Source organism: Arthrobacter sp. ES3-54, assembly GCF_029504395.1.
Classification (GTDB): domain Bacteria; phylum Actinomycetota; class Actinomycetes; order Actinomycetales; family Micrococcaceae; genus Arthrobacter.
In genome coordinates this window covers 330,787-345,820 of sequence record NZ_JAQFIF010000003.1, presented here as the reverse complement: position 1 = coordinate 345,820, position 15,034 = coordinate 330,787, and the positions used below count along the sequence as shown (strand labels likewise).

Genomic DNA, 15,034 nt, shown 5'->3' with positions numbered 1-15,034 from the left:
GTCCAGCGGGCCGCCGACCGGTCACCGGCAGCCGCAGCCGGCGAGGACGGCGGCGGAGCGGTCCAGCGCGGCCTTGTTCGCGGCGCCGGGGGTCAGGCCGTTGCCGACGAAGGAAAAGACCAGGAGCCGGCCGTCCGCGTCGACGACGTAACCGCTGAGCGCAATAACCGTGTTCAGCGTGCCCGTCTTGGCGCGGACCAGCCCGGCGCCCGCGGCCGAACCCGCGTCCGTGTACCGGTCCCCCAGGGTGCCGGTGAGCCCGGCGACCGGGAACCCGGTCAGGGCGGCGCGCAGCCGGGCGTCCGTTCCCGAGGTCATGGCCCGGACCACGTCCGTGAGCTGCCGGGCCGAGACCCGGTTGGCCAGAGCCAGGCCGGAGACATCCGCGGCCCGGAGCCCGTCAGTGGGAACGCCCATGTCCTTGACCTGCGCCTGCACGGCGGCAATGGCGTCGTCGCTGCTGCCGGGCCGGCCGGCGCCGAGGGCTGTCATCCGTCCCATCACCTCGGCGAGATAGTTGTCCGAGGTCTGCAGCATGAAGTCCACCTGCTGCCCCACCGTGGCGGACTGGACCTCGGCCAGGACCTTGGGGTGTGCGCTGTCCGGTGCGCTGTCCAGCGCTTCGCTGGGTTTGATCCGGGCGACCCCGGGGGCCACGGACAGTCCCTTGTCCGCCGCGGCCGCCGTGAGCCGGGCGGCGAAGGCCCTGGCGGCGGTCATGGCGGCGTCCTGGGGGCGAGGTCCGGTGGTCTTGGCGGGATCGAACCTGGCGGAGTTCAGTGCCAGCGGGTACAGCGGGGCCATCTCCCCGGCGGCGACGTCCTCGGGGCTCCACGCCTGGCTGAGCGACGGGCCGCTGAAGAGGGAGTCATCCAGCAGGACGCTCACGGCGCCGGTCACGCCGCCGGCCTTGAGGGCATCGGCCGTGGCCTCGGCGAGCGTGGCGAGCCCGGCGCGGCCTAGAACGGCTCCGGGGGCGGATTCTCCGGCGCCCAGGAGGACGTCCCCCCCGCCTGTGAGGACCACCGAGCCGGGGGTGGGCCCTGCCACCACTCGGGTGCTGAAGCGGCGGTCCGGGCCCAGGACGCGCAGGGCCGCGCCGGCTGTGAGGAGCTTCATGTTCGACGCCGGAATGCGGGCCTTGTCGGCCCCGCGGTCAAAGAGCACCTTCCCCGTGGTGGCGTCCTGGACGATCCCGGTGAAGGTGCCGGCGCCGTCGGGCTTAAGGGTTCCATTGAGCTGCGCCGCGAGGGCGGCGCCGGCTGGGAGTGGCGCGGTGCCGCTGAGGGGCCCGATTCCACCGCCGCTGCCGCCGGGGCCGCTCAGCGTGGCGGGGATCTGCTGCCACGGCAGTGCTGTCTGCGAGGCTTCGGAGGGCCGGTCCGGGCCGAGGAATGCCGGGGCGACGGCGATGCCGGCTGGCAGTGCCACGGCCACCACCAGGAGGGTCTGGAGCAGCAGTGCGGGGATCCCGCGAAGCCTGCCGGGCGCCTGTTCGGGGCCCTCTTGGCTGGTTCTCGGTTTCATGCTGGTGCTGGTCCTTAGTCCTGAAATGTCCCCACTAGTTCCTGAAACCAGCGCCTCTCGCTATATCCTCAATAGTAGTCGGCGGCACCGACAGCCCTTATGCACGTGCCGCGCACCCCCTGAATTCGTCAAGGAGCATTCCATGAAGCATGACGTGACCATCGAGATCCCCAAGGGATCGCGCGTCAAGTACGAAGTCGACCACGAGACCGGCCGCGTCCGCCTGGACCGCGTCCTGTTCACGTCGATGCAGTACCCCACCCACTACGGTTTCTTCGAGAACACCCTGGGTGAGGATGGGGATCCGCTGGACGCGCTGGTGCTCCTGCAGGACTTCGACCTCTACCCCGGCGTGATCGTCGAGTCCCGCCCGATCGGCGTTTTCAACATGACCGACGACGGCGGCGGAGACGCCAAGGTCCTGTGCGTCCCGACCGATGCCCGGTTCGACCACATCAAAGAGATCAGCGATGTCAGCGAGTTCCTGATCAAGGAAATCGAGCACTTCTTTACCCGTTATAAGGACCTGGAGCCGGGCAAGTGGGTCAAGGCCGAGGGTTGGGGCGACCGCGCCGCCGCCGAAGCCGAACTGGCTGCTTCCATCAAGCGCTACGTGCCGGCAGCCGGTCACTGACCGTTCCTGCACTCCAACGCGGGGTCGCTTACCGCCCATCCGGACCTCCGGAACGGGCGGTAGGCGACCCCGCGTTTTTTCGTTTGGCGTTTTTTCGTTTGGCGTTTTTTCGACTGGCGGGAGCCCGACGATGAGGACCCTCGGCGTCGACCTCGCCGCCGCCGCGAAGAAGACGGCGGTGGCCGTCATCGATTGGGCTGACGGCGCGGCAGGCCTGGTGCAGCTGTCCCTGGACGTGGGCGATGAGGAGATCCTGCGCCTCTTCGGCACCAGCGACATGACGGGGATCGACTGCCCCTTGGGCTGGCCGGACGCGTTTCTTCCCTTTATCGCCGGGCACCTGAACTTCGACGCCCATCCGGTGCTGGACCATGACGGGATCGAAGGCCGCCGGCTGCTGGCCTACCGGGACACAGACAGATTCGTCACAGGTCAAACGGGCCTGATCCCGCTCAGCGTCTCCGCGGACCGGCTGGCCCACCCGGCGATGCGTTGTGCCGTCATCCAGGCAAAGATCGCCCGGGAGTACGGGCCACAGGCCAGGGACGGCAGCGGCCGGCTGGCCGAGGTGTACCCGGCCGCTTCGCTGAAATTGTGGGGCCTGCCGACCCGCGGCTACAAGGGGCGGGGCGCAACGGAAACGGAGCGGCTGGCCGTGGCCCTGGACGCGCTGTCGGCCGCCGCACCGTGGCTGGACCTGGCCGGACACGATGACCGGCTGGCCGCCTCCGATGACATGTTCGACGCCCTCATCGCCTCCCTGACCGGGCGGGCAGTGGCCCTGGGCAGGACGCTGCGCCCTGATGGCGATCATCCCGCGGCCGCCCTGACCGAGGGCTGGATCCACCTCCCCCGGGGCGGGCTGGAAGAGCTCGCTGGCTAGCTGTGCTCGGCCGGGGCGTTGGGGCTACTCAATTCACAGCGACCACTCGCGGATCTCGGCCGGGTCCTCACCGTGCTCCCGGGTGTGGTCCCGGGCGCGCACGCGGCTGTCCTGGAGGGACTGGCGCAGCAGCGAGTGCTTCTCGGACAGCCCGGGGACCCGGTCGATCGCATCTATTGCCAGCTGGAACCGGTCGATCCCGTTCAGCATGGCCATGTCGAAGGGGGTGGTAGTAGTTCCTTCCTCCTTGTAGCCGCGCACATGCAGGCCCTCCCGGTTGGTGCGCCGGTACGTGAGCCGGTGGATCAGCGCGGGATAGCCGTGGTAGGCGAAGATCACCGGTTTGTCCGCCGTGAAAATGCCGTCGAAGTCACGGGACGTCAGCCCGTGCGGGTGCTCGCTGACGTCCTGGAGCCGCATGAGGTCCACCACGTTGACCACCCGCACTTTCAGCCCGGGCACCCCCTGCTTCAGGAGCTCGGCCGCGGCAACGGTTTCGACCGTAGGGACATCGCCGGCACACGCCAGGACGACGTCGGGTTCCTCACCGCTGACTTCGGAGCCGGCGAACTCCCAGATGCCCAGGCCGCGGCGGCAATGGTGCGAGGCTTCGTCCGGACCGAGCCAGGTTGGCGAGGGCTGCTTTCCGCTGACCACGATGTTGACGTAGTCGCGGGAGTCCAGGCAGTGCCCCATCACGGCCAGCAGTGTGTTGGCGTCCGGCGGCAGGTAGACCCGGATGATCTCGGCCTTCTTGTTGACGGCGTGGTCGATGAAGCCGGGGTCCTGGTGTGAAAAACCGTTGTGGTCCTGCTGCCACACATGGGAGGACAGCAGGTAGTTCAGTGAGGCCACCGGCTGGCGCCACGGCAGCTGCCGGTGGACCTTGAGCCATTTGGCGTGCTGGTTGAACATCGAGTCGACGATGTGGATGAACGCCTCATAGCAGTTGAACACCCCGTGCCGTCCGGTCAGCAGGTACCCCTCCAGCCAGCCCTGGCAGAGGTGTTCACTGAGGACCTCCATCACCCGCCCTGCCCGGGCAATGTGCTCGTCCAGCGCATCAATCCTGTACTGCCAGACCTTGTCGGTGGCCTCGTAGACGTCCTGCAGCCGGTTCGACGCGGTCTCGTCGGGGCCGAAGAGCCGGAAGGTGTCCGGGTTCAGGGCAATAACGTCCCGCAGCCAGGGTCCGAGCGTGGTCATGGGACTGATCCGTTCGACGCCGGGTTCGGCGACGTCGACGGCGTGCCGGCGGTAGTCCGGCAGGGTGAGAGGACGCAGCAGGAGCCCGCCGTTGGCATGAGGGGTTGCGCTCATCCGCAGCGGACCGGCCGGGGCGTTCCTGGCCGTCTCCGGCAACAGGCGCCCGCGGCCGTCGAAGAGCTCCTCGGGCCGGTAGGACTCGAGCCACTGCTGCAGCTGGCTCAGGTGCTCGGGGTTGGTGCGGACCTCGTCCAGCGGGACCTGATGGCTGCGCCAGGTTCCCTCCACCTGCTTCCCGTCCACTTTTTTGGGCCCAGTCCAGCCCTTGGGCGACCGCAGCACGATCATCGGCCACTGCGGAGCGCCGTCCTGTTGAGCGCCGTCCTGCGCCGTCCCGCCGTTGCGGTGGTGCTGCTGGATGGTCCGGATCTGGGCGAGGCAGGTGTCCAGTGCAGCCGCGAAATCCCGGTGCGCCGCGGCGGTGTCCGCCGGGTCGGCCACCGTGACGAAATGGGGGACGTGCCCGTAGCCGCGCAGCAGCTGTTCCAGCTGGGATTCGGGCATGCGGGCCAAAATCGTGGGGTTGGCGATCTTGTAGCCATTCAGGTGCAGGATGGGCAGCACCGCGCCGTCGGCCGCCGGATCCAGGAAGTTGTGCGAATGCCAGCTGGCGGCCAGCGGCCCGGTCTCGGCCTCGCCGTCACCGATGACGACGGCGGTGATCAGCTCCGGGTTGTCGAAGACGGACCCGTACGCGTGCGCGAGGGAATAGCCGAGCTCGCCGCCTTCGCTGATCGAGCCGGGGGTCTCAGGGGCGGCGTGGCTTGGGATGCCTCCCGGGTAGGAGAACTGCCGGAACAGCTCGGCCAGGCCGGCTTCGTCGTCGCCGACGTGGCCGTAAATCTCCGAATAGGTGCCCTCCAGCCAGGCGTTGGCGACCAGTGCGGGGCCGCCATGGCCGGGACCCGCGACGAAGAGCATCTGCTGGTTGTCCCGGCGGATGGCCCGGTTCAGGTGGGCGTAGACAAAATTCAGACCGGGAGTGGTCCCCCAGTGGCCAAGGAGCCGGGACTTTGTGTGTTCCGCGGTAAGGGGTTCACGCAGCAGCGGATTGGACCGGAGGTAGATTTGCCCCACTGAGACATAGTTCGCCGCGCGCCACCAGCGGTCCACCAGGTCCATGGCTGTTTTGTCCAGGCCCGGGCTGTCCAGGATCGGCCCGTCGGCCGGCGTCTGAGTGCGGGTGGTTCCATTGAGGTCACTGCTCATGTCGCTGCTCATGTCACTGCTCACTGGGGGTCCTCGCTTCGCTTGGTCCTGCCTCGGCATATTTCGTCCATCGCAACACGTCCGGCGGACGGGACACAACTCCGGTCCACCGGCGCCGCCGGCCACTTGCCCCCCAAGTGCCAGCAGGTAGTGTGTCATCCAGAATGTTCACGCTGACCATCAACCAAACCGACAGCCGGCGCGACGGCGACCGCGTGCCGCAGCTCCTCAAGGACCTGCGGCACATTCCGGCGCGCCTCGATTTCGACCGTTCCGTCGAGGACGAGGTCCAAGGGATCCTGGATTGTCCGCACCAGGCGGTGGAAGCGGCCATGATCGCCCTGCGCAGCGGCAGTTGGTACGTCGGCATTGGCGTGGGGCCGGTCAATGAACCCCTGCCGAACCAGATCAAGGACGCCTCCGGACACGGGCTGATCTATGCCCGGCGCGCCGTGGACCGTCTCCGGAACCACAAGGACCGCGTTCGGGTGGCCGTGGAGGGACCGCTGGCCGATATTGCGGCAGAGGCCGAGGCTGTCCTGCGCCTCCTGGGCCACATTGTGCACGACCGGAGCCATGCGGAATGGCGGGTGCTGGACCTGCTCACTCCGGGGGTGCGGGGCCAGCAGAAGGCAGTTGCCGAGGAACTCGGGATCACCACGCAGGCCGTGAGCAAAGCCGTGGCCCGCTCCCAGTGGAACGAAGAGCACGCGGCCCGGCCCGCTGCGGCACGGCTCCTGAGCCTCATCCTGGAAGTCCGCTAGCCCGGGCGGTCCCCCTGGAACCGGGCCGTCCCCCGCGGCGCTTAGAGCGCGGCGCCTAGAGGAGGCTGCGAAGCACGTGCGCGGCGCCGTCGTCGTAGACCGATTTCGTCACTTCATCGGCGGCGGCAATCACTTCAATGGGGGCTTGGCCCATGGCCACGCCCCGGCGCGCCCAGGTCAGCATCTCGATGTCGTTGCGGCCATCCCCGACGGCCACAGTGCGGTCGGCTTCAATGCTGAGCCGGTCCCGGAGCTGCTCCAGCGCGCTGGCCTTTGTGACACCGGCTGCGGCAATGTCCAGCCACGCCGTCCAGCCCACCGAATACGTCACGCCGGCGAGCCCGATGTGGCGGATCGCGGTGTTGAACTCTTCGGGCGTGTTCTCGGAGCTGAAGACCACCACGCGCACGGCGGTTGCCTCAAGCATGGTCTGGAAGTCGACGCCGACCGCCTCGACGCCGAAGCTGGCGTCCTGGAAGCGTTCGGTGGACAGGAAGTTGCCGTCCTCGTCCTCGAGCGCGTACTTGGCCGTGGGGAGCCGCTTGCGCAGGGCGCGAAGCACCGGCCCGGGGTCAAACGTCGCCTTGTGGAGGATTTCGTAGCCGTCCGGAAGTCCGGAGTCGACGCGCAGGATCACCCCGCCGTTGGAGCACACGGCGTAGCCGTTGTCGATCCCGATGTGTTCGATCACGGGCAACGTGGCGTTGAGGGAGCGGCCGGTGGCGATCATGACGTGGTGGCCCGCGGCCACGACGGCCTGGGCGGCCTCGCGGACAGGAACCGACATGTGCCCGTCGTGGTCCACGAGGGTGCCATCGACGTCCAGGGCGATCAGCATCTTGTCGCCGGCGCCGTTCAGGGCGCTTCTGTTCTTGGCTGACTTGATCGGGGCTGACTTGATCGGGGCTGACTTGATCGGGGCGGCAGCCTTGGTCGGGGCTGCCGTGTTCCGGTCTGCCGTGTTGTTCTCTGTCGTCGTGTTATCTGTCGTGTTCTGGTGTGTCTTGCGCCGGTCATCGTTGCCGGCGACTGAGGATTCAGTCATGGTTGTCATCTCACAAGTAGAGCAGACACCCCCGACAGCCGCTAGGACACACGCCACAGGAGGGCGTGAACTTGCGGTAAACACCCGCACGTTGTCCCCAGTGTGGTTGTTTACCCGGCGGCCGCCGAAGGCCTGGCTGGTGGTTAGGGAACGGGCATTTAGAGAACGGGGAAGACCGTCAGGCCGCCGAGGTACTTCTGCAGTGCCGCGGGGACGTTGACGGAGCCGTCGGGGTTCTGGTGGTGCTCCAGGATCGCGACGATCCAGCGGGTGGTGGCCAGGGTGCCGTTGAGCGTGGCCACGGCCCGCGTGCCCTTGGCCGCACCGTCCTCGTTGACAACGCGTTCCCGGATGTTCAGCCGGCGCGCCTGGAACGTCGTGCAGTTCGAGGTCGAGGTCAGCTCCCGGTACGCGCCCTGGGTGGGGACCCAGGCCTCACAGTCGAACTTCCGGGCAGCCGAATTGCCCAGATCCCCGGCCGCGGTGTCAATGACGCGGTACGGGAGCTCGCACTTGGCCAGCATCTCCTCTTCCCACGCCAGGAGGCGGGCGTGCTCGGCGGCTGCCTCCTCGACCGTGGTGTAGATGAACATCTCCACCTTGTTGAACTGGTGGACGCGGATGATGCCGCGGGTGTCCTTGCCGTGTGAGCCTGCCTCGCGGCGGTAGCACGAGCTCTGGCCCGCGTAGCGGACGGGGCCGGCCGAAAGGTCCAGGATCTCGTCGGCGTGGTAGCCGGCGAGGGCTACTTCCGAGGTGCCCACCAGGTACAGGTCGTCTTCGGCGAGACGGTAGATCTCGGCGTCGTGCTTGACATCGAAGCCGGTGCCCTGCATGGTTTCCGGGCGGACCAGGGTGGGGGTGATCATGGGGACGAACCCGGCCTCGATCGCCTGTTCCATCGCCATCTGGAGCAGCGCCATTTCCAGCCGGGCGCCGACGCCGCGCAGGAAGTAGAAGCGGGAACCGGATACTTTCGCGCCGCGTTCCATGTCGATGGCCCCGATCAGCTCACCGATCTCGAGGTGGTCCTTCGGCTCGAAGTCAGGGAATTCACGCGGCGTGCCCACCGACTTGAGAACGATGTAGTCGTCCTCGCCGCCGGCAGGGACGCCGTCCTCGATCAGGTTGGGGATGGCGCGGAGCAGTTCCTCCTGGGCAGTCTGGGCGAGATCTGCCTCGGCCGATGCGCTCTTGACGGAGGCAGCCAGAACCTTCAGCTCGGCGAGGAGGGCCTGCTTTTCCTCGCCCTTGGCCTGGGCGACTTTCTTGCCGTAGGCATTCTGTTCGGCCCGGAGATTCTCGAACCGGATCAGCGCCGCACGCCTGGCCGAGTCCGCAGCGATGATCGCGTCCACCACGGATTCGTCGGCGCCGCGGGCGCGCTGGCTGGCACGGAACTTGTCCGGATATTCGCTGAGGTCTTTTACGTCGATCACCAGACAAGAGTATCCAATCCGGCCACCGTTGCCGGGCAAGCCGGTCGGGGGCGCTGGCGGGATACTGTTGGAGCACAATGCGCGACTGGCTGCTCTACCTCGTCATCGCTGGGGTCCTGGTCTTTGCCGCCTCCAGTTGGTGGGGGGTGCGCCGGCTGAAGGCCAAGCACACTCGCCCTGCCGTGTGGGAGGAAACCCACAGCCCTGGGGCGGGCCGCCAGAAGGTTGCCGTGGTCCTGAACCCCACCAAGGCGAGGTCGGCCGAGGCCCGGGGCATGATTGAAGCCGCGTGCGCGGAGGCGGGTTGGCCGGCGCCTCGCGTCTTTGAAACCACCGCGGAGGACCCCGGCTTCTCGCAGGCGCGGGCGGCGGTGGCCTACGGGGCCGACGTCGTCCTGGCCGGCGGCGGCGACGGTACCGTGCGTGTGGTGGCCGAGGTCCTCGCCGGGACGGACATCGCTATGGGCCTGATCCCGCTGGGCACCGGGAACCTCCTGGCCCGCAATGTGCATCTGGAGATGAACGACCTCTCCGGCAACGTGCAGGCGGCCTTGTTCGGGCACCAGCGGTTCATCGACACGGCGCGGCTCACTCTGGAGAATTCACGCACCGGGGAATCCGCGCAGCACACGTTCCTCGTGATCGCGGGTATGGGCATGGACGCGGAGGTGGTCACTGACACCCTTGATGGCCTGAAGAAGGCGGTGGGCTGGCTGGCGTATACGGAAGCCTGGGTCCGGCACCTTGCGGGGCGCCGCAAGAAGGTCTCGATAGCGCTGGATGACCAGCCTGAGCAGGCCCGGAAGATCCGCAGCGTCTTGTTCGCGAATTGCGGCCTGATCCCCGGGGGCATCGACTTCATCCCGCAGGCCATGATCGATGACGGGATGCTGGACATCGTGGTGATGAGCCCGCGCAGTGCAATCGGCTGGCTGGCCATGTCCACAAAGATCGTGCTGAAGCACAAGAAGGACCTGCCGGTCATGACGTATTACCGCTCCGGCAAGATCACCATCCGGTGCCCCGAGCCTATGCCCACCCAGGTCGACGGCGATCCTTCCGGCGAGGCCACGAAGGTCATCGTTGAGGTGGCCCCGGGATCCCTGCTGGTCCGGGTCAAGGACGGCACCGAAGCCGGTTAGGCCGGCGGCGGCCGGAGCGAGGACTAGGCGCTGGCGGCCTTCTTCGCCTCTGCCGCCTTTTTCGCCTCTGCTGCAGCCTTGGCGGCCCGGGCTTCGGACTGCTCCCGGATCATTGCCTGCTCCTCTTCGAAGCGCAGGCGGTCCGCGCGGTCGGCGTCGTCGCCGTCCCAGTCCTGGTTCTCAGCAGTCGGCTTGGGATTGACAATCATTCCCTGGCCGTCATTTTCTGTGCTGGTGCCTGACATGACCCGCTCCTCCCGTAGGGGACTACCCCAATGTGGATCAGGTAAGCATACGCACAGTTCGGAGGGGGTGGAAGTGCGCCATATGGCATTTGCCTACGCTGTGGGCGAAGCCCCTGGGGTATATTTCGCCTCAGCAGATGCGCCGCCCAGTATGTCTTTCACCCAAGCATGTGCGGCGCGGAATGCCTGGTCCGAGGTATGCGGCGCAACTTTGGTCCGGTGGCCGTCGGCACGCTGATAGGAACCGAGAAAGCGGGTGGCCGGGCTGATCCGGTGCAGACCCGCGAGCGCGTCGGCCACCCGGGCGTCGGCCACGTGGCCGTCGGCATCAATGCTGAAAAAGTAATGGCCCAGGTACTGCCCGGTCGGCCGGGATTCGATCCGGCTCAGGTTCACGCCGCGGGTGGCGAACTGGTCCAGGATCTCCATCAGCGCACCCGGACGGTCCTCGGGCAGCGGCACCACCACGGTGGTCTTGTCCGCGCCGGTGGGGGCCGGCAGTTCGCCCGGACGGCCCACGAGCACGAACCGGGTGACCGCGCCGGGGTTGTCACCGATGTTTTCGGCAAGCACCTTCAGGCCGGGCTGCTCCGCGGCCACTATCGGGGCGCAGATCGCGGCGTCGTAGTGGGCGCTGTCGCCGTCCAAAAGACCCATGGCGGCAGCGGCTGTGGATGACCCGGGGATATATTCCACATTGGGAATGTTGGCATCCACCCAGAGCCTGCACTGGGCCCAGGCATGGCCGTGGGTGGAGACGCGCCGGATGTCCCCGATGGCCACGCCGGGCCTGGTCACAAGGACGAAGCTGATGGGCACCAGGGCCTCCCGGAGGATCCGGAGTTCCTGGCCGGTGGCGATGGCGTCGAGAGTGGCCGTGACGCCGCCCTCCACCGAGTTTTCGATCGGCACCATGGCCGCATTGGCGGAACCGTCCCGCACCTTGTCCAGCGCCGTGTTCACATTCGAGGACGGGATGCGGATGGCCTCCGCCGCGTCCGGGACCTGCATCAGGGCAGCCTCTGTGAAGGTGCCCTCGGGTCCGAGGAATGTGTAGGTGACGGTTGGTGCGGGCATCGGTTCTTCCTTCTTCAGCTACAAAACGACCGGTTTGAGGCCGTTGTCGGAGACCAGCGGCATGCCGGTCTCGACCCACTGGTCCATGCCGCCGGCCACATTCACCGCGGAATATCCCATTCCGACGAGCCACTGCGTGGCACGGAAGGAGCGGCCGCCGGTGCGGCAAATGACATAGAGATCCTCGTCCGGGTCAAGCTCCTCGATCCGGGCCGGCAGCTGGTCCATGGGTATGTGCAGGGCGCCCTCGGCGTGGCCCGCAACCCATTCATAGTCCTCGCGGACGTCCACGATCTTGGCACCATCGGGGATGCCAGACACGCTAACGGTCTGGAAGTCGCTCATGTTCACCCTTTCCGCAGAATTCAAGCTCCGATCCCAGCGTATCCCCCGCCGCTTCCGGCACGCCCACGCGGGCGGCAGGTTACGCTTCTGGGGACCCAAAGGAGGCCTCATGGCTGCCGAACACCCCGCCGAACACCCCGCGGTGCGGTCCGTCCGCGGCCCCCGCCACGGGGCATGCCCTCCCCCGGCCGCGAGCGCTGGGCATGATGCCATTGTGTCCTTCCGCGGCACCCAACAATGGGCATGTCCCCCGGGGATCCCGCAGCCCGGGGAACGGCTGGAACCCCGCCTCCTTGGCTGAGATCCACGAACTCTCCGCAGTCCAGCTCCGCTATGCGCTCAGGTCCGGAGAGCTGTCCGCCAGGCAGGCCACCGATCACTTCCTGGACCGCATCGAAGCCCAAAATCCGCACCTCGGGGCCTTCATCACGGTCACCGCGGAACAGGCGCGGAAGGACGCCGCGGCCGCGGACCAGCTCCACGCCCTCCGGGGCCGGAACGGCGGCGCTTTGCCCGCGCTGCATGGAATACCGGTCGCCTTCAAGGACCTGACGGATGTGGCAGGGGTCGTCACCACGCATGGAAGTGCCGCCCTGGAACGCAAACCGGCGCTGGCCGACGGCGCGCTCCCCGTCGCGCTCAAGACTGCCGGGGTCATCTCGCTGGGCAAGACACAGGTCCCGGAGTTCGGTCTGACGGCCTACAGCGAGAATCGGATCGCGCCGCCGTCGCGAAATCCGCATGCACTCAGCCGCAGTTCGGGCGGCTCCTCCGGCGGCAGCGCTGCCGCCGTGGCGGCGGGGATGTTGCCGTTCGCCCCCGGGTCCGACGGCGGCGGTTCCGTGCGCATCCCGGCAGCGGCGTGCGGGCTGGTGGGGCTGAAGCCCGGACGTGGCCTCGTGCCGGCCGGGGAAAGCACCGGCGATCCCGCCCGGCTCGTGGTTGCCGGACCGCTCGCCCGCTCCGCCGCCGATGCCGCCCTGCTGCTCGATGCCCTGATGCCCGGCGCGGCCCCGCAAGGTCCGTGCCAACAAAGTGCGGACGGGCGGGCCGCGACTGGCCGGGCGCACGCCAGCTATCTCGAACTAACCGCCAGGGAGCCGGGCCGGCTGCGGATCGGGATAAGCCTCGACAGCCCCTGGCAATCGACTTTCCCGGTCATCCCGGACCGGGAGGCGCTCGACGCTCTGACCGACGGCGTCGCCCGGCTGGAGGCGGTGGGCCACCAGACCTCGGCGGCCGCGATTCGCTACGACAACCGCTACCCGGACGCCTTCACCACAGCCTGGACCGCCGGGATTGGCAGCGCCCGAATCTCACCCCAGCGCGAGGCGCTCCTCACCCCGCTCACCAGGACTTTCCGCAAGCGAGCGCAGCAGCGCAGCGCAGCCAAACTGAACGAATCCGTCGGGTTCCTCCGGCAGTTCCAGCAGGACACGATCGCCCAGTACGCCCAATGGGACCTCATACTGACGCCGGCCCTGGCGCAAACGCCCCGCCCGCTGGGCTGGTTCACGGGCGCGACCCACGGCGGGGGCTATTGGCCGGCCACAGAATGGGCGGGCGACGCCGACGACGACTACCGCAAACAGTGCGAGTATGCGCCGTGGTCGTCCATGGTGAACGTCTGCGGGCTGCCGGCAATCAGTATCCCGGTGCATTGGGCCGGTGGCGCCCCCGCCTCCGGCCTGCCGATGGGCATCCAGCTGATCGGGCCAATGGGCTCCGAGGGGCTGCTGCTGCAGGTGGCCGCCCAGCTGGGGTTCTAGCCAAGGATCCGCCGCTCAACCGGGGACATGCCCATTTCTCACTCCGCACCCGGGACATGTCCAGTGCTCGCCGGGACATGCCCACCCCATGCCGCGACCGCTGGACACAATGCCATCCTGTCCACCCGCGGGCGCCAAGAATGAGCATGTCCCCCGGGCTGGGCCGAGAAAACCAACCGGTACGGGACATGCCCATCCTGCGCCGCCGAGGACATGCCCATTTCTCACTCCGCACCCGGGACATGTCCAGTGCTCGCCGGGACATGCCCACCCCAGGCCGCGACCGCTGGACACAATGCCATCGTGTCCACCCGCGGGCGCCAAGAATGAGCATGTCCCCCGGTTTGGGCCAAAAAGACCAGCCGACCCGGCCCCTCCGCGCAGCGTCAGCGCGGCCGCCGTCGGGCAGTCCCAAATGGACGCTGGCTGCGTCGGCGGCTATCGTTCACTCAAACCCGACCAGGTCGCGAAAAGAGGATCATTGAAGATCACCGGTGCAGTACTTGAGGAAATCGGCCGCCCGCGCCCCTTCGCGGAATCCAGGCCCATCAGCATCTCCGAGCTGGAACTCACGGCTCCGGGCCCCACCGAGATCCTCGTCCGGATGGAGGCCGCCGGGATCTGCCACTCGGACCTGAGCGTCGTCGACGGCAACCGGGTCCGGCCAGTCCCCATGCTGCTGGGCCACGAAGCCGCGGGCCGCATCGTGACTGTCGGTTCAGGCGTCACGGACCTGCAGCCCGGACAGCGCGTGGTCATGTCCTTCCTGCCCCGGTGCGAGAGCTGCGCGAACTGCGCCGAGGACGGCCGGCTGCCCTGCACGGCCGGCTCGCAGAGCAACAACGACGGAACCCTGCTGCACGGATCCAGGCACCTGAGCCGCGACGGCGAGCCCGTCCACCACCATCTGGGGGTCTCAGGCTTCGCCACCCACGCCGTGGTGGACCGCGCTTCCGCGGTGCCGGTGGACGACGACATCCCCGCGGACATTGCGGCGGTCCTGGGCTGCGCCGTGCTGACCGGCGGCGGCGCGGTGCTCAACGCGGCCCGGCCCCGCCCGCAGGACAGCATCATGATCGTCGGCCTCGGCGGGGTGGGAATGGCGGCGCTCATCACAGCCGTCTCGCAAGGAATCTCGCGGATCATCGCCGTGGACACGCTGGAACAGAAACTCGAACACGCCCGCCGCCTCGGCGCGCACGAAACATACACCCCGCAGCAGGTCCTCGACGCCGGAGTCAAGGCCAGGTTCGTGATCGAATGCGCCGGGAATCCGCGAGCCTTCGAAACCGCGTTCGCAGCCACCTCCCCAGGCGGCACCACCGTCACCGCCGGGCTGCCCTCCCCCGAGGCCCGCGCCCAGCTGGCGCCGCTCACCGTCACCGCCGAGGCCAGGACGATCGTGGGCAGCTACCTTGGCTCCGCCGTTCCGGCGCGGGACATCCCGAAATACGCCCAGCTGTGGCGGGACGGGAAACTGCCCGTCGAGGAGCTGATCTCGGACCGCATCGCCCTGGCCGACATCAACCGGGCCATGGACCAGCTGGCAGACGGCCACGCCATCCGGCAGATCATCATGTTCGACGCCGGCGAGACCGCCCAGGAGCCCGCCGGCGAGCCCGCCTAGGACACGGCCGCCCAGCCCGGAACGCCCCGCGGAATCCGCCGAAAGAGAGGCAAAACACGGCC

At 68.1% G+C, this 15,034-nt stretch carries 13 protein-coding genes; 6 read left to right on the top strand and 7 right to left on the bottom strand.

All coding sequences use genetic code 11. From position 1 onward, the window contains the following. Window positions 1-21: 21 nt before the first annotated feature. Window positions 22-1,527, bottom strand: a complete 1,506-nt coding sequence (gene dacB, locus M2428_RS07510; protein WP_277525275.1) for a D-alanyl-D-alanine carboxypeptidase/D-alanyl-D-alanine-endopeptidase — start codon at window positions 1,525-1,527, stop codon at window positions 22-24. A 142-nt stretch (window positions 1,528-1,669) separates the two neighbouring features. Here dacB and M2428_RS07505 point away from each other — a divergent pair, with 142 nt between their 5' ends. Beyond that, the gene (locus M2428_RS07505; RefSeq protein WP_018774943.1) at window positions 1,670-2,161 is read left to right on the top strand and encodes an inorganic diphosphatase; all 492 of its coding nucleotides are present in this window, start codon (window positions 1,670-1,672) and stop codon (window positions 2,159-2,161) included. A 130-nt stretch (window positions 2,162-2,291) separates the two neighbouring features. After that, window positions 2,292-3,044: a DUF429 domain-containing protein gene (locus M2428_RS07500; protein ID WP_277525271.1), complete on the top strand. Its 753-nt coding sequence runs from the start codon at window positions 2,292-2,294 to the stop codon at window positions 3,042-3,044. A 33-nt stretch (window positions 3,045-3,077) separates the two neighbouring features. Here M2428_RS07500 and M2428_RS07495 read toward each other — a convergent pair whose 3' ends face one another. Continuing rightward, window positions 3,078-5,519: a phosphoketolase family protein gene (locus M2428_RS07495; protein ID WP_277525526.1), complete on the bottom strand. Its 2,442-nt coding sequence runs from the start codon at window positions 5,517-5,519 to the stop codon at window positions 3,078-3,080. A 164-nt stretch (window positions 5,520-5,683) separates the two neighbouring features. On the opposite strand from M2428_RS07495, the gene M2428_RS07490 reads away from it, so the two are divergent. Continuing rightward, on the top strand, window positions 5,684-6,283 hold the full coding sequence (locus M2428_RS07490) for a hypothetical protein (RefSeq protein ID WP_277525525.1): 600 nt from the start codon (window positions 5,684-5,686) through the stop codon (window positions 6,281-6,283). A gap of 55 nt (window positions 6,284-6,338) precedes the next feature. Here the strand turns inward: M2428_RS07490 and M2428_RS07485 are convergent, their stop codons facing one another. Further along, window positions 6,339-7,328 (bottom strand): HAD family hydrolase, encoded by a 990-nt coding sequence (locus tag M2428_RS07485; RefSeq protein ID WP_277525269.1) that lies wholly within the window; start codon window positions 7,326-7,328, stop codon window positions 6,339-6,341. A 158-nt stretch (window positions 7,329-7,486) separates the two neighbouring features. Beyond that, entirely contained in the window at window positions 7,487-8,767 is a 1,281-nt protein-coding gene (gene serS / locus M2428_RS07480) for a serine--tRNA ligase (protein WP_277525267.1), read from the bottom strand. 77 nt (window positions 8,768-8,844) lie between these two features. Between serS and M2428_RS07475 the strand changes: the two genes are divergently transcribed. Next, window positions 8,845-9,909, top strand: a complete 1,065-nt coding sequence (locus M2428_RS07475; protein ID WP_277525266.1) for a diacylglycerol kinase family protein — start codon at window positions 8,845-8,847, stop codon at window positions 9,907-9,909. Between the two features lie 23 nt (window positions 9,910-9,932). Here the strand turns inward: M2428_RS07475 and M2428_RS07470 are convergent, their stop codons facing one another. From M2428_RS07470 to M2428_RS07460, 3 genes are all read right to left on the bottom strand, one after another. Continuing rightward, entirely contained in the window at window positions 9,933-10,154 is a 222-nt protein-coding gene (locus M2428_RS07470) for a hypothetical protein (RefSeq protein ID WP_018774949.1), read from the bottom strand. Window positions 10,155-10,247: 93 nt separating this feature from the next. Next, entirely contained in the window at window positions 10,248-11,231 is a 984-nt protein-coding gene (gene pheA / locus M2428_RS07465) for a prephenate dehydratase (RefSeq protein WP_277525262.1), read from the bottom strand. Between the two features lie 18 nt (window positions 11,232-11,249). Continuing rightward, window positions 11,250-11,576 (bottom strand): rhodanese-like domain-containing protein, encoded by a 327-nt coding sequence (locus tag M2428_RS07460; protein WP_277525260.1) that lies wholly within the window; start codon window positions 11,574-11,576, stop codon window positions 11,250-11,252. Window positions 11,577-11,869: 293 nt separating this feature from the next. On the opposite strand from M2428_RS07460, the gene M2428_RS07455 reads away from it, so the two are divergent. Further along, window positions 11,870-13,345, top strand: coding sequence for an amidase (locus tag M2428_RS07455; RefSeq protein ID WP_277525258.1), 1,476 nt, complete (start codon window positions 11,870-11,872; stop codon window positions 13,343-13,345). A gap of 481 nt (window positions 13,346-13,826) precedes the next feature. Next, entirely contained in the window at window positions 13,827-14,972 is a 1,146-nt protein-coding gene (locus M2428_RS07450; protein ID WP_277525256.1) for an alcohol dehydrogenase catalytic domain-containing protein, read from the top strand. Window positions 14,973-15,034: the final 62 nt, after the last annotated feature.